The sequence below is a fragment of the Qipengyuania gelatinilytica genome, assembly GCF_019711315.1.
Taxonomy (GTDB): Bacteria; Pseudomonadota; Alphaproteobacteria; order Sphingomonadales; family Sphingomonadaceae; genus Qipengyuania; species Qipengyuania gelatinilytica.
This window is the reverse complement of sequence record NZ_CP081294.1, coordinates 1,355,090-1,373,823: the sequence shown is the minus strand read 5'-3', so window position 1 is coordinate 1,373,823 and position 18,734 is coordinate 1,355,090. Positions and strand designations below refer to the sequence as shown.

Here is an 18,734-nt window from a genome sequence, read left to right as displayed (position 1 = left end):
CTCCTCTTCGGCTTTGGACTAGGGAAGCGCGCTGGGGCAGGCAAGTTGCTTGCGGTTCAGGCAAGCGCAGCTAGAAGCCGCGCCATGATCAGGCCCCTCATCGCTTCCGCAGCCCTAGTGCTTTCTTTCCCCGTATTGGCGCAGGAGGGCGAACCGGCGCCCGAGATACCGCCGCTGACGCTGGAGCAGCAGACCAATTTCCGCTGCGGGGTCGCTTTCGGTCTCGTCGCTGGCGGTCAGGATGCCGGGTACGAGCGGACTCTGGTATATCCGGCGATGGAACCCCGCGGTGAAGAATTCTTCGTCCGGGTGACTGCACAGATCATGGAGGATACCCGGTTCACGCATGATGTCATGAATGCGCTGGTGGATCGCGAGCTGGCGTCCTTCCAGAGCGAGGGTTTCGAGGCCGTCGAGGCGATCATGCCCGCCTGCCTCACGCTGCTCGACGCTTCCGGCGTCTGACAGCCGTTCAGCCCCCTTTCAGCGGCGTCGCGGTAGCAAACCGCCAGTTGCCGCTCCGGAGGGGAATTTCCATGCGTAATTCCGTATTGTCCGCATTGTCGCTGGCCGCGATCGCAGCGCCTGCACCCCTCCTTGCGCAGGATGCGGACCTGCCTGCGCCCGAGGTGGAAGAAGAAGCGGCCACCGACCTCGCCGAGAAATTCTCCGATCCCGAATACCAGCGCGAAACCGCGATGCTGATGCGCACGCTCAGCGAAGTGCTGCTCGACCTGCCGCTCGGCCCGCTGGTGGAAGCCGCCGGCGAGATGTCGGGCGAGGAAATGCCCGAGGTCGACCGCGATACCACGCTGCGTTCGATGGCGCCCGAAGCCGGCCGGATTCCGGAGGAAATCGAGCGCAATCTGCCGCGCGCGATGGAAGCGATGGGCACCATGGCAGAGGCGCTGGAGGAGATGAGGCCCGCGCTCGAAGAGATGGCCGCGCGCCTGCAGGAAAGCCTGCCGCAAGAATAGCTTTCGAAGACGCGAACAGTCCCGCTGCGGGAAATTCTTTAAATACCCCTATTGGACCGGTGGACGCGCGGGTGCGGCTGATGCAATAGCGTGGGTGCAATGTGGCAACTCCACCAATTCCCTCTTTGTCCTTTCAGCCGCAAGCTGCGCCTCGTCATGGCGGAGAAGTCGGTCGCCTATGAACTCGTCCGCGAAAATCCGTGGGACGGGCGCGATGCGTTCTGGCAGCTGAACCCGGCGGGCCGCACCCCGGTGCTGCACGATCCCGCGCGCCGCGTAACCTTGTGCGACAGCCAGGCGATCTGCGAATTCCTCGAAGAGACGGTGGAGCGTAATCCCATGATCGGGGGCAATGCGATGCAGCGCGCGGAAATCCGCCGCCTCGTCGCGCTGTTCGACGAGAATTTCTACGCCGACGTGACCGAGCCCGCGCTTCACGAGAAGATGAAGAAGCGCCTCATCCTGCGCCAGTCGCCCGACGGGCAGGTGCTGCGCCAGATGGGCCGGATGCTGCACGGCCACCTCGACTATATCGACTGGCTGGTCGACACGCGGCAATGGCTGGCGGGGCCGCAGCTGAGCCTCGCCGACCTCACCTGCGCGGCGCATCTCTCGGTGGTGGACTACCTCGGCGGTATCGACTGGCGAGGCCACGAACAGGCGCGCGACTGGTACATGGTCATGAAAAGCCGCCCCAGCTTCCGCCCGCTGCTGAGCGAGAAGATGGACGGGCTACCCCCGCCGCGGGAATATGCCTCGCTGGATTTGTGAGGAGTGGCTTGCGCCCTTACTGCAATCGAAGCCTTTCCACGCGCTTCTTTATTTTGAAGTGCAACCACAAATCATCATTGGATTGCATTTATTATGACTATGAATTTGTTGCTTTGGAAATGGTCCGGCGAATTCGATAGTCCAGCCAAGCGGAAGAGACATTCCCTGAAATTTGAGGACGTGACCCGGCAATTTTGCAAGGACGGCGATCATCCGGCGATTGGGGATGCGGATATTTCGGCATTCAGCGACGCGCTGGATTCCGAGTTCGGGAGCAACGCAGATAACTGGCCTTTTGCACTGGAAACCTATGCCAAGTGCGCTGTCGTGAACTATGCCAATTCCCAAAGATTTGAATTGGTCCCGCGAATAGCATCTATCGGACGGCGCTTCGGACTCAACGCCTCAGAATTCTAAAAACTCAGTCCCCAGTAGAATCAGTTGACCAGTCGCGTCCCGCTGCATTCTCGGTTTGACCCGGGTCACCTCTGACAAACCGGGCAGAACCACGTGCTGCGTCCGCCCTGCACGGTGCGGCGGATCGTGCCGCTGTCCTCGTGATGGCAGGGCTCGCCCTCGCGGCCGTAGACGTGGAAGCGGGTGGCGAAATAGCCTAGCTCGCCGTCGGGCTGGGCGAAATCGCGCAAGGTGCTGCCACCGTCGCGTATGGATCGCTCCAGCACGTCCTTGATTGCGGGGACGAGGCGGCGGAGTTGCGGCATGGTCACCTTGCCGCCTGCCTTTCGCGGATGGATGCCTGCATGCCACAGCGCCTCGCACACATAGATATTGCCGAGGCCCGCCACGATGGTCTGGTCCAATAGCAGCAGCTTGATCGCCTGCTTGCGCCCGCGCGTTGCCTCGCGCAGGTGTTCGGGGGTGAGGCCATCGCCCAGCGGCTCCGGCCCCAGCGCGGCGAAGGGTTTCCAGGTTACCAGCTCGCCGCTCGTCATCAAATCGACCGAGCCGAAGCGGCGCGGATCGTTGAGCGCAAAGCGGTGGCCTGCGGTCTCGATCACCAGATGGTCGTGCTTCTCGTCTTCCGCCGGATCGATCCGCCAGCGTCCGCTCATGCCGAGGTGGAACACCATCGCGTGGTCGCGGCTGGTGTGGATGAGGCCGTATTTTGCCCGGCGCGACAGATGCGTCACGCTCGCCCCGGTCAGAGCCTGCACCAGATCGGGCGGGAAGGGGCGGCGCATATCGGGGCGGTTGACGGTCACTCGCGTGATCGTCTCGCCCTTAAGGAACCGCGCAAGGCCGCGCACCGTTGTTTCGACTTCAGGAAGCTCTGGCATGAAAACCCCTCTAACACCCTTTGCGCTCCGCTCAATTCCCCCTAAGGCACGCGCCTATGAGTGACACCGTTTCCTTCGGCTACGAAGATATCGATGCGAGCGAGAAGACCGGCCGCGTGGGCGAGATCTTTTCGAGCGTTGCCGCCAAGTACGACATCATGAACGACGCGATGAGCGGCGGCATGCATCGTCTGTGGAAGGACCGTTTCGTCAAGCGCGTGAAACCGCAGCCGGGCGAGCAGATCCTCGACATGGCCGGCGGCACGGGCGACATCGCCTTCCGCATGGCGGAGCGCGGGGCGAGCGTTACCGTGTCCGACATCAACCAGGATATGCTCGACGTCGGTATCGAGCGCGCGATGGATCGCGGGATCGACGGCCTCGTCTGGTCTCGACAGAACGCCGAGGAGCTTTCCTTCTCGAGCCGCACCTTCGATGCCTACACCATCGTCTTCGGCATCCGGAACGTGACCTTCATCGACAAGGCCCTGAGAGAGGCGCACCGCGTTCTGAAGTTCGGCGGGCGATTCTATTGCATGGAGTTCAGTCAGACCGACTGGCCCGGCTTCAAGGAAGTCTACGACCTCTATTCGCACCAGCTCATGCCCAAGATCGGCAAGGCCATCGCCAACGACGAGGACAGCTATCGCTACCTTGCCGAATCGATCCGCCGCTTCCCCAAGCCGCCCGAATTCGAGGCGATGATCCGCAATGCAGGTTTCGAGAACACGCGGGTCGAGAAAATCCTCGGCGGCGCGGTCAATATCCATTCGGGGTGGAAAGTTTAAGGCGTGGCACGCCCCGCAAGGCATATCTGGCGGCTCCTTAAATGGGGCCGGACGCTGGCGAAGCACGGCGCGCTGCGCGGGATCGAGCGCGATCCCAACACGCCGCCTCCGGTCAAGCGGCTGGCGCGCATCGCCCGCTTCGGAACGGTGCAGCCGAAAGAGCCGGATTATGCCGGTGCCTTCCGCGATATTGGTCCGGCCGCGATCAAGCTCGGCCAGACACTCGCCACGCGTCCCGACCTCGTGGGCGAGGATGCTGCGCGCAACCTCCTCAAGCTCCAGGACGACTTGCCGCCGGTAAGCTTCGACAAGATCAAGCAGAGCATCGAGGCGAGCTTCGAACAGCCGCTCGAGAACCTCTATTCCGAATTCGACCCCGTGCCGGTCGGGGCGGCCTCGATCGCGCAGGTCCACCGCGCGGTCACCACCGATGGCCGGAAGGTCGCGGTGAAGGTCCTGCGCCCCGGCGTGCGCGAACAGTTCGCGCGCGACATCGATACCTATGAATGGGCCGCTGCCCATGTCGAGGCGATGGGCGGCGAGGCTTCTCGTCTGCGCCCGCGGCTCGTCATCGCCAACTTCAAGCGCTGGACCAACCGCGAGCTCGACCTGCGGCGCGAGGCGGCCAGCGCATCGGAACTCGCCGATCACATGGTCGGGACCGAGAAATACGAGATCCCCGGCATCGACTGGGACCGTACCAATGGCCGCGTCCTGACCGTCGACTGGATCGACGGCATCAAGATCAGCAATACCGAGGCGATCCGCGCGGCGGGCCACGACATGGACGAGCTGGCAAGCCGCCTCGTCCTCGCTTTCCTCAAGCAGGCCATCGCGGCGGGCTTCTTCCATGCCGACATGCACCAGGGGAACCTGTTCGTGAAAGCGGACGGGACCATCGCCGCCATCGACTTCGGAATCATGGGCCGGATCGACCGGCGCGCGCGCATGTGGCTGGCGGAAATCCTCTACGGCCTGACGACGGGCAATTACAAACGCGTCGCCGAGATCCATTTCGAGGCGCAATACGTCCCGAGCTATCACAATGTCGACGAATTCGCGACGGCGCTGAGGGCGGTGGGCGAACCCATGCGCGGCAAGCCGGTGAGCGAATTGTCGGTCGGCCAGATGCTCGACGGGCTGTTTGCCATCACCCGCGATTTCGACATGCAGACCCAGCCGCACCTGCTGCTGCTGCAAAAGACCATGGTGATGGTCGAAGGCATCGCCACGCAGCTCAATCCCGCGATCAACATGTGGGACGTCTCCGCGCCCTATGTGCGCAGCTGGATCCGCGACGAGCTTGGCCCCGAAGCCGCGATTGCCGACCGTATACGCGAGGATACCGAGACGCTGCTCCGCATCCCCGACCTCGTGCGCCGTATCGAGGACCGCTTCCCGCCCAAGGGCGGCGCGCCCGAGCCGCCGCCGCTACCCGAGGTGGAATTGATGTGGGAACGCCGCGTGAAGAAGGAGCGCAGCTGGCTGCGCTACCTCGTCACCTTTGCCGCCGGTGGCGGCGCGGCATGGCTTGCGCTTACGCAGGGGTTGCTGGGCTAGTCCCGTTCCAGGGGAAGGTCCTGATCGCCAGCGCTATCACGATGACGTGCAGCGCCTCGACCGTCATCGGCTGCCACCAGCCGTCATAGTCGCCGACCACGAAGAGGTTCACCAAACGTCCGCTGAATGCGATCGCGAACAGCGCGAGCGCGGGCCAGAGCACGTCGGCGCGCCGCTTCCATGCGCCAATCCCCATACTGATTGCCGCGACCCAGAAAAACGCCGCAAAATCGCCGCGCATCGCCGAAAGCCCCATGGGCGTGGGTGACTGGAGACCGAAATCGACGCCCGCAGTGGCGGGGTCGATGAAGAAGCTCGCACCCAGCAACAGGTCGAGTATCGCGCCGAGCGCCAGCAAAGCTGCCAATATGAAATGCATGATGAAAATTCCCCCGTTTCCGATTTCTTCACCATAGGCTGGCAAGGAGGAGGCTGCAAACGGGTGCGCGATGCGCGCTGGCAATGACGGACAGGGGGCGCTAGCAAGCGCATCGATGACGCAATGGGAATGCACCAACCGATCCGCGCGGGCAAAGCCGCGCATGATTCCAGTCAGGAGGACCGTCACGTGAGCGGCCCCAAGATCCTGCTCGTGATCGGTGGCGGTATCGCTGCCTACAAGAGCTGTGAACTCGTACGCCTGATCAGGAAGGCGGGCGGCGATGTCACCTGCGTCCTGACCGAGGGCGGGCAGCAGTTCGTCACGCCGATGGCGCTTGCCGCCCTGTCGGAAAACAAGGTCTACACCTCGCTTTTCGATCTCAAGGACGAGGTCGAGATGGGGCATATCCAGCTGTCGCGGAACGCCGACCTCGTGGTCGTGTGCCCCGCCACTGCAGATATCCTCGCCAAGATGGCCGCCGGTATCGCCGACGATCTGGCCACGACGCTGATCCTCGCCACAGACAAGCCGGTCGTCACCGTTCCGGCGATGAACGTGCGGATGTGGGAGCATTCGGCCACCCAGCGCAACGCAGAATGGCTGCGCCAGGCCGGTGTGACCGTGATGGACCCGGACGAGGGCGCGATGGCCTGCGGCGAATTCGGCCCCGGCCGCCTGCCCGAGCCTGCTGCCATCCTGCGCAAGATCGCCGAGACACTCGATCTCGATATCGACGTGCCCGAACTGGCCGCACCTGCGCCTGCGCTGGCTCCGCCTTCCGCGAAAGAGGAAGCGGACGAGCCGAAGGTGCTGGAGGACGATATCGAAGAAGAGGTCGAAGAGCCCGAAGAGGAGGAAGAAGACCTCTCGGCACGCTCCGGCCTCGGCAGCCTGCTCAACGCGATCATCCCGCGTTCGACTGCAAAGCGCAGCCAGAAGGAAATCGACGAGGAATTCGAAGAGCTCGAGGATCTCGAGGAAGATTTCGAGGAAGCCGAGTTCGACGCGGACGAACCGGAGCACGATCCCGATTTCGTGCCCGACATGGGCGGCTTGCTCGCCAAGAAGGGCGGCGCGGCTGCGGCCCCGCCGACCGACAAGGAAGCGATCAACCATACCGTCGGCAAGAAGGACAAGCGCGCCGTCGCGCAGCCGATCCCAGAAGAGGTCGAAGTGCTCGAAGCGGAAAACCCGCTCGAGGCCGATCCGCTCTACGGGCAGGCGATCTTCGACGAGGATCCGGAACACCGCCCGCTCTACGGCAAGCACGTGCTCGTCACTGCGGGCCCGACCCGGGAGCCGATCGATCCGGTGCGCTACATCGCCAACCGTTCGAGCGGCAAGCAGGGCTTCGCGATTGCCGCCATGGCCGCAGCAGCGGGCGCCCGCGTGACGCTGGTCACCGGTCCGGTGCATCTTCCGACCCCGATCGGCGTCGACCGCATCGATGTCGAAACCGCCGACGACATGGCAGAGGAAGTGCGCAACGCGCTGCCCGCAGATTGCGCCTTCATGGTCGCGGCCGTCGCCGACTGGAAGAGCCGCCATGTCGCAGGCGAAAAGATGAAGAAGCGCGGCTCTGCGCCGCCTGCACTCATCCTTGCCGAAAACCCCGATATCCTCGCCGCAGTGGCTGCCGGCCGCAAGCGCCCGCACCTCCTCATCGGCTTTGCCGCCGAGACGGAAAACGTGGTCGAGAACGCCAAGTCCAAGCGCAAGCGCAAGGGTGCCGACTGGATCGTGGCCAACAATGTCGCCGGCGCAGCTGGCGAGAGCGTGATGGGCGGCGATCTCAACCAGGTCCACATCGTGACTTCGGAAGGCGTAGAAAGCCTCGCCGAAATGCCCAAGGAAGAAGTCGCGCGCGAACTCATCATCCGCGCTGCCGAAGCCCTAGCCGAGCCGGAGGAAGATCCGCGTGACTGATGCCGTAGCCGTCCAGATCAAGCGCCTGCCTCACGGCCACGGTCTCGATCTTCCGGCCTATGCCACCAGCGGCGCTGCGGGCATGGATGTCCTCTCGGCCGAAAGCGTGACGATTCGCCCCGGCCAGCGGCATGCGGTCGCCACCGGCCTCGCCGTTGCGATCCCTGAGAATTACGAAATCCAGGTGCGCCCGCGTTCGGGGCTGGCCTTCAAGCACGGCATCACCGTGCCTAATACGCCCGGCACGATCGACAGCGATTATCGCGGCGAACTGAAGGTCATCCTGATCAACCACGGGGCCGACGATTTCGCCATAGCCCGCGGCGATCGCATCGCGCAGCTGGTGCTGGCGCCGGTCACGCAGGCCAAGTGGGACGAGGTCGAGGAACTGGACGAGACCGACCGCGGCGAAGGCGGCTTCGGCTCGACCGGCGGTCACGCCAGGCTGGCTTAGTCGAACAGCCCAACGGCCAGCTCGGCCCAGACCAGCAGGAACAGCGCCAGTATGGCGCCGATGGCGATCATCCGTGCGCGCGTGCCGAGTGTCGCGCGCAGCGCCATCTCGATGCCGATCCCGACCAGCGCAAGCAAGCCGCCCATCATGGCGAAATCGCCCGGTCCCCAATTGACATCGGCGGTGACCTGCATGGCAATCGCCGGCAGCAAGAGAACGAGCGCGGCCACGGTCCAGTAGATCGCGCGGATGCGGTTTGCGGCGGGTGCGGCAAGGGCGGTCATCATCTCATCTCCTTCAATTGGCGCGCTTTATAGCATGCCTGCGGCCTTTGCGTGAAGGGCACGAAAAAGGGCGACCCGATCCATGGCCGCCCTTCCTCGGTGTTCCCCGTCCAAGACGATGAACTTTTCTGTTTAGTCGATCCGGCGGACCGTCTTTTCTTCCGGCTTGATCGAGATGCGCACCGTTTCGCCCGAATTGCCCGGGAAGTCGGTGAACATGGCCTCGACCAGGTTCGGCACGAGGTACTGCAGGCGGTTCGAGGTCGACAGGGCCTGCGCCTTGCCTTCGAACAGCCGCTCGCCGGTGGCCGTGCGGTCGATCTTCATGTCGATGCCGCTGGTATAGACGGTGTAGCTGCGGACTTCGGGGCCGCCGAACCAAGGGTCGTTGAACCCGTAACCCCAGCGTCCGCCGTAATAGCTACGGGTGCGGATGATGCGGCCGTCGCGGGTGCGATAGTAGCGCGGGCGAACGAAGCCGCTGTAGCCGCGGTAGCCGTACCAGGGCGAATAGAACGGGTCGTGGAAGCCGGTCGTGCGGACCCGCTCGCGCCCGTTGTCGACGCCATAGTCGAAGCGGACCAGCAGCGTGGCCTCTTCGGGCGTGGCGGCTTCGGCATAGCCGAGGCGCACCATCTGCTCTTCGACCATATCGGCATATTGCGAGAATTCGAGACCGCCGGCCAGCGCCGGATCGTCTGCGACCACGGCAAAGCTTTCGCCCTGCGGGGCGGGCAATTGCGATTCGAAACGGGATACGTCGGCCTTGAATGCCGGCGTGGCACAGGCGGCAAGACCTGCAAGGATCATCGGAATGGAGGCCAGCTTCAGCTTGTGCCCCCACCCCATGTTACGGGTAGTCATGGCATTGGTCCTTTCGCTTCGCGTCCGGCGCATCGCACTATCTTGGTGCCCACCATACACGAATTTTCGATACTGTCGCCGCGTGCCGTTTCCCCCAGGCATTCTTCCAGCGAATGATCAGGGGTTTAGCGCCTTGGCCATGAACCGGCTTTGAATGCGCGGATTCACATATGTTGCACTTGTCACGAGGGTTGTCGTGAGGGGGCGGAGCGGGCTAAGGGACCGCCCGATATCCATTCATTTGCACACGGTAAGAAAACCCATGGCAGGCCATTCCAAGTTCAAGAACATCATGCACCGCAAGGGCGCGCAGGACAAAAAGCGCTCGAACCTGTTTTCCAAGCTCAGCCGCGAAATCACCGTGGCCGCGAAAATGGGCATGCCCGATCCGGACATGAACCCGCGCCTGCGCCTGGCGGTAAACGCCGCCAAGAGCCAGTCGATGCCGAAGGACAACATCCAGCGCGCGATCGACAAGGCTTCGGCTTCGGATGCGGAGAATTACGAGGAAGTCCGCTACGAAGGATATGGTCCGGGCGGCAGCGCGATCATCGTCGAAGCGCTGACCGACAACCGCAACCGCACTGCCACCGCCGTGCGCACTGCGTTTTCGAAGAACGGCGGCAACCTTGGCACCGAGGGCAGCGTCCAGCACGGTTTCGAACGCCTCGGCCTGATCGAATACCCGGCCAGTGCAGGTGACGAGGACAAGGTCCTCGAAGCGGCGATGGAAGCGGGCGCCGAAGACATCGAGAGCAGCGAAGACGGCCACACGATCTGGACCGCAGCGGAGGACCTCCACCAGGTTGCAGGCGATCTCGAAAAGGCGCTTGGCGAAGCGGAGAACGTGAAGCTCGCATGGAAGCCGAACATCACCGTCGAGATGGACGAAAAGGGTGCCGGCACGCTGATCAAGCTGATCGACGCTCTGGAAGACGATGACGACGTCCAGACCGTCTGGGGCAATTACGAAATCTCCGACGAGGTCATGGAGAAGGTGGGCGCCTGAGGCGTCCAGCGATGAAGCTGCGCGAGTGGGCAATTTTCCTGACCCTCGCCAGCGCTTTCCTGCTCGCCATCGCGTGGCGGCTCGGCTGGCTTATCGGGCTGGAATGAGCGGGGCTGCGCGATGATCATCCTCGGCCTCGACCCTTCGCTCAGCTGCACCGGCTGGGGCGTGATCCAGGCCGAGGGCTCGCGCATTGCGCATATCGCCAACGGGCAGGTGCCGACCGATCCCAAGGCGCCGATTGCGCAGCGGCTGTCGCATTTGCAGACTGTGCTCGAAGCGGTGATCGCCGAACACAAGCCCGACCGTGCGGCGGCGGAAGAAGTCTTCGTCAACAAGAATCCGCAATCGACGCTGAAGCTGGCTCAGGCGCGCGGCGCGGTGCTGGCCGCGTGTGGTGGCGCCGGTCTCGATGTGAGCGAACATGCTGCGCGGCTGGTCAAGAAAGCGGTTGTCGGCACAGGTGGCGCGGACAAGGCGCAGGTGCAGGCGATGCTCAAGGTGCTGCTGCCGGGCGCGAAGATCGCTGGCGCCGATGCGGCAGACGCGCTCGCCGTGGCGATAGCCAGCGCGCACCTGTCCTCCACGCAGCCTTCACGCTAGGCCTCTGTCATGAAGTCGCAAAATCACGCCTCCAGCCTCGATTTTGCGCAAGTTTTGCGGTTCGACGCTTTTTCGCGCAGGACCGTGTCCCATGCGTTCAACCCTGTAGGACAAGCAGCTTGACCATCCAGATCTACGGCATTCCCAATTGCGACACCGTCAAGAAGGCGAGGAAATGGCTCGATGCGAACGGCATCGCTTACGCCTTCCACGACTACAAGAAGGAAGGCGTGGACGCAGGCAAGCTTGAAAGCTGGTCCGATGCGGTCGGCTGGGAGGTGCTGCTCAACAAGCGCGGCACGACTTTCCGCAAGCTGTGCGACGAGGACAAAGCCGATATCGACCGCGCCAAGGCGGTGCGCCTCATGGTGGAGCATCCGAGCATGATCAAGCGCCCCGTCGCGGAGCATTCCGGCGGGGTTCTGGTGGGCTTCAGGGAAGACGAGTGGCAGGCGGCGCTCTAGAAGCCGCTGCTGTCACCCCAGCCGTGGTTGTCGCCATGCGTCCAGCCGCGCGCGTTCTCGTTCGCAGAGCTGTCGATCAGGCGTTTGATGGTGCTGTAGTCGCCGTGGGAGCCGTATATCAGCCCAACCACAATGGCCGCACCGAGTAGGAGCTTCTTGATCATGACCCCTCGATTCTCCCGATTCGTGGTAAAATTTGTCCTAATGTTGGGCCTGTTGTTCGCCGGAACGAGCGCTTTTGCCGACGAAATGCTCGTGATCGCCCACCGCGGCGCCAGCGGAGAGCGTCCGGAGCACACCCTTGCAGCTTATGAACGCGCGATCGACCAGGGCGCGGACTACATCGAGCCTGACCTCGTGGTGACCAAGGATCTCGTCCTAGTCGCGCGCCACGAGAACGAATTGTCGGACACGACCGACGTCGCTGCCCGCGAGGAGTTTGCGGACCGTCGCCGCAGCAAGACCATCGACGGGCGGCTGGTGAGCGGCTGGTTCGCCGAGGATTTCACGCTCGCCGAAATACGCAGCTTGCGCGCAAAGGAACGCCTCCCCGGCATGCGGCCTGCAAATGCGCGGTTCGACGGGTTGTACTCCATCCCGACCTTCGCGGAGATCGTGCAGCTCGTTCGTGCCAAGGAAGTCGAGACCGGCCGCACCATCGGCCTCTATCCCGAACTCAAGCACCCCACCTTCCTGCTCCAGGACGAGGGCATAGACAGTGTCGACCTGCTGGTGCGCGCGCTGCGCGAAGCCGACCTCGACGATGCCGATGATGCGGTTTTCGTGCAGAGCTTCGAAGTCGGGCCGCTGCGCAGGCTCGACCGGCTGGTCGATGTCCCGCTGGTGCAGCTCGTCAAACTTGATGACGGCCCGGCCGACGAACCGGCGCTTCGTTACGATGACATGGTCGCGCCGGTCGGGCTGGCCGAAATTGCGACCTATGCCGATGCAATCGGTGCGGACTTGCGCCTGCTGTTCGGGCCCGAGGGTATTCCGAGCGGCGTAGTCGACGATGCGAAAGAGGCTGGCCTGGACGTCCATGCATGGACGCTACGCAAGGAAAACGCCTACCTGCCGCCCATGCTCCGCCGCGGAGAGGCGGAAAACGGCACGGGTGATATGCTCGGCATGGTGACGATCCTGAAGGCGCAGGGCATCGACGGCGTGTTTACCGACGATCCCGGGCTGGTGGTCAGCGCGCTCGCGCAGTGACGATGTAATTGAGCGAGAGGTCGCCCGAGAGGTGGAGACCCTTCATCGGCGAAAAGGCGATGCCGCGCGGTTCGCCCATCGTCAGGCCAGCTTCGGCAAGGATATCGGACAGTTCTTCGGGCGTGACGAAATCGTCCCAGTGATGCGTGCCCCTAGGGATGAGACCGAAGCCCTCCGCAGCGCCGATCATCAGCGTGCGCGAACGCACGGTGCGGTTGGGGGTTGAGAGGACCATCAGCCCGCCGTCGGCCAGCCGGGCTGCCAGCTGGGAAGCGAAGGCCTGCTTGTCGGCGACATGCTCGATCACTTCCATCGCGGTGACGAGATCGAACGTGCCGATATCGTGGCTTGCCAGCTCGCCTGCCATGTAGCGGATGTCGAGCCCGCTCCTCTCGGCATGGAGAGCGGCGGCCGCCGTGTTCTCGGGCGCTGCGTCGATGCCGGTGACTTCGGCGCCGAGACGCGCCAGCGGTTCGCACAGCAGGCCCGCGCCGCAACCGACGTCGAGCGCGCTCTTGCCCGCGAGCGGCTTGGCATCGCGGATATCGCCCGCCCAGTGCATATCGATCGCCTCGCGCAGGAATTCGAGCCGGACCGGATTGAGCTTGTGGAGCATGGCGGAAGAACCCTTCGGGTCCCACCAGTCCTTCGCCAGCTTGCCGAAATGCGCCGCCTCATCGGGGCGGATCGTTTGGCCCGCTGAAGTATTGCTTGGATTGGTCGTGGTTGCATCGCTCATGCGGCGTGGCTAGCAGCCTCAACGTAAGCATTCCAGCACGGAGACATCCCGCTTGGCACGTATCGTGATGAAATTCGGCGGCACCTCGATGGCGGGGACCGAACGCATTCGCCGCGTCGCCAATATCGTGCGCAAGCAGGCTGCGGGCGGCAATGAGGTCGCGGTCGTCGTCAGCGCCATGGCGGGCGAGACCGACCGGCTGGTGAACTTCTGCCGCGAAGCCAATGCGCTTTACGACCCGGCGGAATATGACGTCGTCGTCGCCAGTGGCGAACAGGTGACCTCGGGCCTCCTGGCACTCACTCTGCAATCGCTCGGCTGCAAGGCGCGAAGCTGGCTCGGCTGGCAATTGCCCGTCCGCACGATCGAGGCCCATGCCAAGGCCCGCGTCGACACCATCGACGGCGATGCGCTGGCGAAATCCATGGCTGCCGGAGAGATCGCGGTCATCCCCGGCTTCCAGGGCGTGTCGGACGACGGCCGTATCACCACCATGGGCCGTGGCGGCTCGGATACGTCGGCAGTGGCGGTGGCGGCTGCGGTCAAGGCCGACCGCTGCGACATCTATACCGACGTCGACGGCGTCTACACGACCGACCCGCGCATCGTCGCCAAGGCGCGCAAGCTGAAGGCGGTGACCTACGAGGAAATGCTCGAACTGGCGAGTGTGGGCGCGAAGGTGCTGCAGACCCGCAGCGTGGGTCTTGCAATGAAAGAGGGCGTGCGCGTGCAGGTCCTCTCCAGCTTCGTGGGCGACGATGCCGTCCCCGCGGACGAGCTTCCGGGCACGATGATCGTGTCGGAAGAAGAAATGGACGAATTGGTGGAGAAGGGCGAAGTGGAACGCCAGCACGTAACCGGCATCGCGCATGACAAGAACGAAGCCAAGATCATCCTCACCCGCGTGCCCGACAAGCCCGGCGCGGTGGCGCACATCTTCGAGCCGCTTGCCGCCGCCAGCATCAATGTCGACATGATCATCCAGAACGTCGGCCGCGACAAGGGCGAGACCGACGTGACCTTCACGGTCCCGCAAGCCGACCTCGCGCGCGCGCAGGCGCTGCTCGAAGACAAGCGCGAGGACATCGGCTTCAACCGCATCATTACCGACAGCCAGATCGCCAAGATCAGCGTCGTCGGCGTCGGCATGAAGAGCCACGCGGGCGTCGCGGCGACCATGTTCAAGGCGCTTGCCGACCGCGGAATCAACATTCAGGCGATCACCACCTCCGAAATCAAGGTCAGTGTGATGATCGACGAGGACGAGACCGAACTGGCGGTACGCGTTCTGCACACCGCCTACGGCCTCGACGCGGCGGACGAGGCTGCGTGAGCCACACCGCGAAGATCCTCCTTCTCGGCTCGGGCGAACTGGGCCGCGAGTTTGTGATCTCTGCCAAGCGCCTCGGCGCCTATGTCGTGGCCTGCGATGCCTATGACGATGCGCCCGCCATGCAGGTGGCGGATGAGCGCGAGGTCTTCTCCATGCTCGATGGCGAGAAATTGCGCGCAGCGGCGGAGAAGCATGGCCCCGACTATATCGTGCCCGAGATCGAGGCGATCCGCACCGCCGTGCTCGCCGAACTTGAGGAGGAAGGCTTCACCGTCGTGCCCTCGGCCCGCGCTGCGCAGCTCACCATGAACCGCGATGCCATCCGCGATCTTGCGGCGAACGATCTGGGTCTCGTCACCTCGCGTTATCGCTATGCGAAGAACCTCGACGAGGTGAAGGCGGCTGCCGAGCACACCGGATTTCCCTGCGTCATCAAGCCGGTCATGTCGTCCAGCGGCAAGGGCCAGAGCACGGTGCGCGAAGAGGACAAGCTCGAAGAGGCGTGGGACTATGCCTGCGCCAATATGCGCGGCGACCGTCAGCGCGTCATCGTCGAGCAATTCGTCGATTTCGATTACGAGATCACCTTGCTGACCGTTCGCCACAAGACGGGCGTGACCTTCTGCCCGCCGATCGGCCACCGGCAGGAGCGTGGCGATTACCAGGAAAGCTGGCAGCCCACGCCGATGTCCGATGCGGCCACTGCCAAGGCGCAGGAAATGGCGAGGAAAGTGGTCGACGATCTGGGCGGCTACGGCCTCTTCGGGGTGGAGTTCTTCGTGAAGGGCGAAGAGGTCATCTTCTCCGAACTCAGCCCCCGGCCGCATGACACGGGCATGGTCACGCTGGTCAGCCAGAACCTGACCGAATTCGATCTCCATGCCCGCGCGGTCATGGGGCTGCCCGTGCCAGCGCAGTTGCGCGCCCGTCCCTCGGCCAGCGCAGTGATCCTTGCCGATCGCGACAACTCGGACCTGTCCTATGCAGGCCTTGCCGAAGCGCTGGAGGAAGACGGGACCGACCTGCGCATTTTCGCCAAGCCCACCAGTCGCCCCTTCCGCCGCATGGGTGTGACGCTGGCGACGGCGGGCGAAACCGACGAGGCCCGCCGCAAGGCCCGCGATGCCGCCCACAAGGTGCGCATCGTCTACGGCGACTGACTTACCAGAACAGCATCACGTTCATCAGGCGTCCCGGCAAGACAATGGCCGCGATGCCCGGGATCATCAGCGCTCCGAAGAAGAGACCGACAATCTCCTTTCGGTGAGTGGCGATGTCGCCCTTGCGGGCGCTCGACACGATGAGCCAGGCGGCGCGGTAGGTGATCGGCACGAAGATGTGGATCCAGGTGAGCCGCATTCCATCATGGATGAAAATGGTGGAGGTCGCCGTGATCACCATCAGGACGACCCACAGCTTGCCGAGCTGTTTGTGCATCGGTGTGCCCTTCCTGGCGAGCAGGAGATATGCGCCAAGAGGGACACAGGGGATCACGGTGCTGACGTGGAAGGCCACCGCGATATTCCTGAGGTGCGGAAGGTCCGGCGTCATGCCGAGAAGCCCGCGGGTGATCGCAATCACGCAAATTGCAGTCATCAAGCCGCCCGCACCGATAACCATGGCGCGCATCATCGGGGTCAGGTCCATCGGTCCGGATCGGCGGATCAGGAAGGCGGGAAGGGCGCTAGCGGTCATGAAAAGTCTCCGTCGTGTGTTCGTCGGAGCTCATGATGTCGCCCGCCCGTTCGCCGGCAACCGCGCCTACGTGATGTGGCGCAAGCCTTCGCGAAATGCGCGCATTTCCCGCGCGCTGCCACTTTACGAAGCGCGAATGGGCGCTAGTTCTGGTGGGAGATGGGACAGGGTGAGCAATCCGAGAAACGGCAAAAGCTGCGCAAGCTGCTGATCGATCTTGCCTGCATGGGCGTGATCGGCGTCGTGCTTGCGCTGATCGGCCCCTTCGGAAGCTTCCAGGACCCGCTTGCGCTCAGGCTGATCGTCTGGGTCGGTTTCGCCTATCTCGGATACTTCCTCTATGCGCCGATCGACGGTGTGGCGCAGCGGCTCGCACCTGCGCTGGACCTGCCTGTCTGGGCAGTGCGGTTCGTGGGCGTCATGGTCGCATCGCTGCCGATGTCGGTTGCGGTGTGGATCTTGCCGCGACTGCCGGACAGGCTGCGCTGGCCCGATGCGGAAACGGCGCTCACCCAGTATTTCTATGTCGCCGTTGTCGGGGGTATGATCACGCTGCTGTTCACTCTCGCCCAGCGTGGATCCGTGAGCGAGCCGACGAAGGACCAGCCCCTGCCTGAGGATGGGAGCACCGCCAAGGAAAGTGCTCCGCGCTTCATCGACCGATTGCCGCCCCAGCTTGGCACGGACCTGCTCGCGCTGGAGATGGAGGATCACTATGTCCGCGCACATACGCGGCTCGGCAGCGAACTCGTGCTGATGCGCCTCGGCGACGCGATGGCCGAACTGGAAGGGGTGGACGGGCGTCAGGTGCATCGCAGCTGGTGGGTCGCCCGCGATGCGGTGGAAGAGGTCAGGCGCGAGGGGCGCAACCTGCGACTGGTTCTCGCTCGCGGGATCGAAGCGCCCGTCTCTCGCAACCGCGCAAGCGAACTCAAGGCGGCAGGCTGGCTATAGCCGCTTGCCGTAAGGGCGGGTGCGCCCTAAGCGGCCTCGTATGACTACCTATCCCAAGACCAACCGCCTGATGCAGCGCGGTGCAGAGTTCCTCGGCTCCGAATATGCGATCCTGTGCGGCGCGATGAGCTGGGTCTCCGAGCGCAATCTGGTATCGGCGATTTCCAATGCCGGTGGCTTTGGCGTGATCGCCTGCGGCGCGATGACGCCCGAACTGCTCGAGACCGAGATCGCGGAAACGCAGAAGCTCACCGACAAGCCCTTCGGCGTGAACCTCATCACCATGCACCCGCAGCTCTTCGACCTCATCGAAGTGTGCGACAAGGCGGGCGTGAGCCATGTCGTGCTCGCGGGCGGCATTCCGCCCAAGGGCAGTGTCGAGGCGATCAAGGGCGGCGACAATCCCGCCAAGGTCATCTGCTTCGCGCCGACGCTGGCGCTCGCCAAGAAGCTGCTGCGTTCGGGCGCCGATGCGCTGGTAATCGAGGGCATGGAAGCAGGCGGCCATATCGGCCCCGTCTCGACCAGCGTGCTCGCGCAGGAAATGCTGCCAGAACTTTCGGAAGACCACATCATCTTCGTTGCCGGCGGGATCGGCCGCGGCAATGCCATGGCCGGCTATCTCGAAATGGGCGCAGCGGGCGTCCAGCTCGGCACGCGCTTCGCCTGCGCGACCGAAAGCATCGCGCATGAGAACTTCAAGAAAGCCCTCTTCCGCGCCAATGCCCGCGATGCAATTGCCAGCGTCCAGGTCGACCCGCGCCTGCCGGTCATCCCGGTGCGCGCGCTCAAGAACAAGGGCACCGAGGAGTTCACCCGCAAGCAGATCGAAGTGGCCGGCACGCTCGACCGCGAAGAAATCGCGATGGAAGAAGCCCAGCTCCAGATCGAGCATTATTGGGCAGGTGCGCTGCGCCGCGCGGTTATCGACGGCGATGTCGAGAACGGCAGCCTGATGGCGGGCCAGTCGGTCGGCATGCTCAAGGAAGAAGAGCCGGTGGCGGTCATCATCGAAAAGCTCATGGCCCAGAGCGAGGAAGCGCTGACGCGCCGATAAGGGTGTGATCCGCAGCCTCGACCTCGATGTCGCGATCTACCGCGACCGCGCACAGGTGACGCACCGGGGCAGCGGCACATTCATCGACATGCGCGCGGAGTTTGCCTTTTCCTCCGATGCGCGGCTGGTCGAGCATGCCCGCTATTTCGAGGACACGCTCGTCAGGGCGATGCGGCACATCCTGGCAGAAGGTGGCTTTTCGCTGAAGGAGCCGATCGCCCATGTCGTGCGCTTCGATGGCAATCTGGACGACATGCAAAAGTCGCTGGTCGAGACCGCCTTGCGCGAGATCGGGTTTCATGAAGTCATCTTCGAACTCGACGCCTAGAAACGAGCGCTTGGGGTCTGCCTAGCGCTTTGCGTT

The 18,734-nt window shown here is 63.8% G+C and carries 24 protein-coding genes; 17 read left to right on the top strand and 7 right to left on the bottom strand.

Annotation, left to right across the window (positions count from 1 at the left end):
- The first annotated feature begins 84 nt into the window (after nt 1–84).
- The 4 genes from K3136_RS06860 to K3136_RS06845 all read left to right on the top strand — a co-directional run bounded on the left by K3136_RS06860 (nt 85) and on the right by K3136_RS06845 (nt 2,165).
- Nucleotides 85–465 carry a hypothetical protein gene (locus K3136_RS06860; RefSeq protein WP_221432112.1) on the top strand — a complete coding sequence of 127 codons (381 nt, stop codon included), beginning with the start codon at nt 85–87 and terminating at the stop codon, nt 463–465.
- 71 nt (nt 466–536) lie between these two features.
- Nucleotides 537–977, top strand: a complete 441-nt coding sequence (locus tag K3136_RS06855; RefSeq protein WP_221432111.1) for a hypothetical protein — start codon at nt 537–539, stop codon at nt 975–977.
- A gap of 99 nt (nt 978–1,076) precedes the next feature.
- The gene (locus K3136_RS06850; protein ID WP_221432110.1) at nt 1,077–1,748 is read left to right on the top strand and encodes a glutathione S-transferase family protein; all 672 of its coding nucleotides are present in this window, start codon (nt 1,077–1,079) and stop codon (nt 1,746–1,748) included.
- A 99-nt stretch (nt 1,749–1,847) separates the two neighbouring features.
- Nucleotides 1,848–2,165 carry a hypothetical protein gene (locus K3136_RS06845; protein WP_221432109.1) on the top strand — a complete coding sequence of 106 codons (318 nt, stop codon included), beginning with the start codon at nt 1,848–1,850 and terminating at the stop codon, nt 2,163–2,165.
- 65 nt (nt 2,166–2,230) lie between these two features.
- On the opposite strand, the gene mutM is transcribed toward K3136_RS06845, so the two are convergent.
- On the bottom strand, nt 2,231–3,046 hold the full coding sequence (mutM, locus tag K3136_RS06840; RefSeq protein ID WP_221432108.1) for a bifunctional DNA-formamidopyrimidine glycosylase/DNA-(apurinic or apyrimidinic site) lyase: 816 nt from the start codon (nt 3,044–3,046) through the stop codon (nt 2,231–2,233).
- A 56-nt stretch (nt 3,047–3,102) separates the two neighbouring features.
- Here mutM and K3136_RS06835 point away from each other — a divergent pair, with 56 nt between their 5' ends.
- On the top strand, nt 3,103–3,834 hold the full coding sequence (locus tag K3136_RS06835; RefSeq protein ID WP_221432107.1) for a class I SAM-dependent methyltransferase: 732 nt from the start codon (nt 3,103–3,105) through the stop codon (nt 3,832–3,834).
- A 3-nt stretch (nt 3,835–3,837) separates the two neighbouring features.
- Nucleotides 3,838–5,394 carry a 2-polyprenylphenol 6-hydroxylase gene (gene ubiB / locus K3136_RS06830; RefSeq protein ID WP_221432106.1) on the top strand — a complete coding sequence of 519 codons (1,557 nt, stop codon included), beginning with the start codon at nt 3,838–3,840 and terminating at the stop codon, nt 5,392–5,394.
- Here the strand turns inward: ubiB and K3136_RS06825 are convergent.
- Nucleotides 5,372–5,773 (bottom strand): hypothetical protein, encoded by a 402-nt coding sequence (locus tag K3136_RS06825; protein ID WP_221432105.1) that lies wholly within the window; start codon nt 5,771–5,773, stop codon nt 5,372–5,374. The two genes, ubiB and K3136_RS06825, sit on opposite strands and share 23 nt — an antisense overlap.
- A 129-nt stretch (nt 5,774–5,902) precedes the next feature.
- On the opposite strand from K3136_RS06825, the gene K3136_RS06820 reads away from it, so the two are divergent.
- Nucleotides 5,903–7,702: a bifunctional phosphopantothenoylcysteine decarboxylase/phosphopantothenate synthase gene (locus tag K3136_RS06820; RefSeq protein WP_425594364.1), complete on the top strand. Its 1,800-nt coding sequence runs from the start codon at nt 5,903–5,905 to the stop codon at nt 7,700–7,702.
- Entirely contained in the window at nt 7,695–8,156 is a 462-nt protein-coding gene (dut, locus tag K3136_RS06815; RefSeq protein WP_221432103.1) for a dUTP diphosphatase, read from the top strand. Before K3136_RS06820 ends, dut begins: the two co-directional genes overlap by 8 nt.
- On the opposite strand, the gene K3136_RS06810 is transcribed toward dut, so the two are convergent.
- Together K3136_RS06810 and K3136_RS06805 are read right to left on the bottom strand one after the other, a co-directional pair.
- Nucleotides 8,153–8,443, bottom strand: a complete 291-nt coding sequence (locus tag K3136_RS06810) for a hypothetical protein (RefSeq protein ID WP_221432102.1) — start codon at nt 8,441–8,443, stop codon at nt 8,153–8,155. The two genes, dut and K3136_RS06810, sit on opposite strands and share 4 nt — an antisense overlap.
- 129 nt (nt 8,444–8,572) lie before the next feature.
- Complete coding sequence (locus K3136_RS06805) at nt 8,573–9,304, bottom strand: DUF4136 domain-containing protein (protein ID WP_247711465.1); 732 nt, start codon at nt 9,302–9,304, stop codon at nt 8,573–8,575.
- Nucleotides 9,305–9,566: 262 nt separating this feature from the next.
- On the opposite strand from K3136_RS06805, the gene K3136_RS06800 reads away from it, so the two are divergent.
- The 3 genes from K3136_RS06800 (at nt 9,567) to K3136_RS06790 (ending at nt 11,380) form a co-directional block, all read left to right on the top strand.
- On the top strand, nt 9,567–10,313 hold the full coding sequence (locus tag K3136_RS06800; protein ID WP_221432101.1) for a YebC/PmpR family DNA-binding transcriptional regulator: 747 nt from the start codon (nt 9,567–9,569) through the stop codon (nt 10,311–10,313).
- Between the two features lie 120 nt (nt 10,314–10,433).
- On the top strand, nt 10,434–10,916 hold the full coding sequence (gene ruvC, locus K3136_RS06795; protein WP_221432100.1) for a crossover junction endodeoxyribonuclease RuvC: 483 nt from the start codon (nt 10,434–10,436) through the stop codon (nt 10,914–10,916).
- Between the two features lie 119 nt (nt 10,917–11,035).
- Nucleotides 11,036–11,380 (top strand): ArsC family reductase, encoded by a 345-nt coding sequence (locus tag K3136_RS06790; RefSeq protein WP_221432099.1) that lies wholly within the window; start codon nt 11,036–11,038, stop codon nt 11,378–11,380.
- Here the strand turns inward: K3136_RS06790 and K3136_RS06785 are convergent.
- A complete protein-coding gene (locus K3136_RS06785; protein WP_221432098.1) occupies nt 11,377–11,544 on the bottom strand; it encodes a hypothetical protein in 168 nt (55 codons plus the stop codon). The genes K3136_RS06790 and K3136_RS06785 overlap by 4 nt on opposite strands.
- A 40-nt stretch (nt 11,545–11,584) precedes the next feature.
- On the opposite strand from K3136_RS06785, the gene K3136_RS06780 reads away from it, so the two are divergent.
- Nucleotides 11,585–12,592: a glycerophosphodiester phosphodiesterase family protein gene (locus K3136_RS06780; RefSeq protein WP_221432097.1), complete on the top strand. Its 1,008-nt coding sequence runs from the start codon at nt 11,585–11,587 to the stop codon at nt 12,590–12,592.
- On the opposite strand, the gene ubiG is transcribed toward K3136_RS06780, so the two are convergent.
- Entirely contained in the window at nt 12,573–13,331 is a 759-nt protein-coding gene (gene ubiG, locus K3136_RS06775; protein WP_221432096.1) for a bifunctional 2-polyprenyl-6-hydroxyphenol methylase/3-demethylubiquinol 3-O-methyltransferase UbiG, read from the bottom strand. The genes K3136_RS06780 and ubiG overlap by 20 nt on opposite strands.
- A 52-nt stretch (nt 13,332–13,383) precedes the next feature.
- Here ubiG and K3136_RS06770 point away from each other — a divergent pair, with 52 nt between their 5' ends.
- Nucleotides 13,384–14,664 (top strand): aspartate kinase, encoded by a 1,281-nt coding sequence (locus K3136_RS06770; RefSeq protein ID WP_247711464.1) that lies wholly within the window; start codon nt 13,384–13,386, stop codon nt 14,662–14,664.
- Nucleotides 14,661–15,824: a formate-dependent phosphoribosylglycinamide formyltransferase gene (gene purT / locus K3136_RS06765; protein WP_221432095.1), complete on the top strand. Its 1,164-nt coding sequence runs from the start codon at nt 14,661–14,663 to the stop codon at nt 15,822–15,824. The genes K3136_RS06770 and purT overlap by 4 nt, the downstream gene beginning before the upstream one ends.
- 1 nt (nt 15,825) lies before the next feature.
- Here purT and K3136_RS06760 read toward each other — a convergent pair whose 3' ends face one another.
- Nucleotides 15,826–16,359, bottom strand: coding sequence for a DUF2306 domain-containing protein (locus K3136_RS06760; protein ID WP_221432094.1), 534 nt, complete (start codon nt 16,357–16,359; stop codon nt 15,826–15,828).
- A 159-nt stretch (nt 16,360–16,518) separates the two neighbouring features.
- On the opposite strand from K3136_RS06760, the gene K3136_RS06755 reads away from it, so the two are divergent.
- From K3136_RS06755 to K3136_RS06745, 3 genes are read left to right on the top strand one after another with little or no spacing between them, the layout of a single operon-like run.
- Nucleotides 16,519–17,313 (top strand): LytTR family DNA-binding domain-containing protein, encoded by a 795-nt coding sequence (locus K3136_RS06755; protein ID WP_221432093.1) that lies wholly within the window; start codon nt 16,519–16,521, stop codon nt 17,311–17,313.
- A 40-nt stretch (nt 17,314–17,353) separates the two neighbouring features.
- Nucleotides 17,354–18,370: an NAD(P)H-dependent flavin oxidoreductase gene (locus tag K3136_RS06750; protein WP_221432092.1), complete on the top strand. Its 1,017-nt coding sequence runs from the start codon at nt 17,354–17,356 to the stop codon at nt 18,368–18,370.
- Nucleotides 18,371–18,374: 4 nt separating this feature from the next.
- Nucleotides 18,375–18,698 carry a hypothetical protein gene (locus K3136_RS06745; protein ID WP_221432091.1) on the top strand — a complete coding sequence of 108 codons (324 nt, stop codon included), beginning with the start codon at nt 18,375–18,377 and terminating at the stop codon, nt 18,696–18,698.
- Nucleotides 18,699–18,734 lie beyond the last annotated feature (36 nt).

What these genes read in the sequence shown, in the direction of transcription:
- K3136_RS06820 (WP_425594364.1), top strand. Translation starts at nt 5,903, where the DNA reads ATGCACCAACCGATCCGCGCGGGCAAAGCCGCGCATGATTCCAGTCAG.
- ubiG (WP_221432096.1), bottom strand. Translation starts at nt 13,331, where the DNA reads ATGAGCGATGCAACCACGACCAATCCAAGCAATACTTCAGCGGGCCAA.
- K3136_RS06860 (WP_221432112.1), top strand. Translation starts at nt 85, where the DNA reads ATGATCAGGCCCCTCATCGCTTCCGCAGCCCTAGTGCTTTCTTTCCCC.
- K3136_RS06845 (WP_221432109.1), top strand. Translation starts at nt 1,848, where the DNA reads ATGAATTTGTTGCTTTGGAAATGGTCCGGCGAATTCGATAGTCCAGCC.
- K3136_RS06785 (WP_221432098.1), bottom strand. Translation starts at nt 11,544, where the DNA reads ATGATCAAGAAGCTCCTACTCGGTGCGGCCATTGTGGTTGGGCTGATA.
- ruvC (WP_221432100.1), top strand. Translation starts at nt 10,434, where the DNA reads ATGATCATCCTCGGCCTCGACCCTTCGCTCAGCTGCACCGGCTGGGGC.
- K3136_RS06855 (WP_221432111.1), top strand. Translation starts at nt 537, where the DNA reads ATGCGTAATTCCGTATTGTCCGCATTGTCGCTGGCCGCGATCGCAGCG.
- K3136_RS06780 (WP_221432097.1), top strand. Translation starts at nt 11,585, where the DNA reads ATGTTGGGCCTGTTGTTCGCCGGAACGAGCGCTTTTGCCGACGAAATG.
- K3136_RS06750 (WP_221432092.1), top strand. Translation starts at nt 17,354, where the DNA reads ATGACTACCTATCCCAAGACCAACCGCCTGATGCAGCGCGGTGCAGAG.
- K3136_RS06760 (WP_221432094.1), bottom strand. Translation starts at nt 16,359, where the DNA reads ATGACCGCTAGCGCCCTTCCCGCCTTCCTGATCCGCCGATCCGGACCG.
- K3136_RS06755 (WP_221432093.1), top strand. Translation starts at nt 16,519, where the DNA reads ATGGGACAGGGTGAGCAATCCGAGAAACGGCAAAAGCTGCGCAAGCTG.
- K3136_RS06825 (WP_221432105.1), bottom strand. Translation starts at nt 5,773, where the DNA reads ATGCATTTCATATTGGCAGCTTTGCTGGCGCTCGGCGCGATACTCGAC.
- K3136_RS06800 (WP_221432101.1), top strand. Translation starts at nt 9,567, where the DNA reads ATGGCAGGCCATTCCAAGTTCAAGAACATCATGCACCGCAAGGGCGCG.
- K3136_RS06850 (WP_221432110.1), top strand. Translation starts at nt 1,077, where the DNA reads ATGTGGCAACTCCACCAATTCCCTCTTTGTCCTTTCAGCCGCAAGCTG.
- K3136_RS06835 (WP_221432107.1), top strand. Translation starts at nt 3,103, where the DNA reads ATGAGTGACACCGTTTCCTTCGGCTACGAAGATATCGATGCGAGCGAG.
- mutM (WP_221432108.1), bottom strand. Translation starts at nt 3,046, where the DNA reads ATGCCAGAGCTTCCTGAAGTCGAAACAACGGTGCGCGGCCTTGCGCGG.
- K3136_RS06805 (WP_247711465.1), bottom strand. Translation starts at nt 9,304, where the DNA reads ATGACTACCCGTAACATGGGGTGGGGGCACAAGCTGAAGCTGGCCTCC.
- K3136_RS06810 (WP_221432102.1), bottom strand. Translation starts at nt 8,443, where the DNA reads ATGATGACCGCCCTTGCCGCACCCGCCGCAAACCGCATCCGCGCGATC.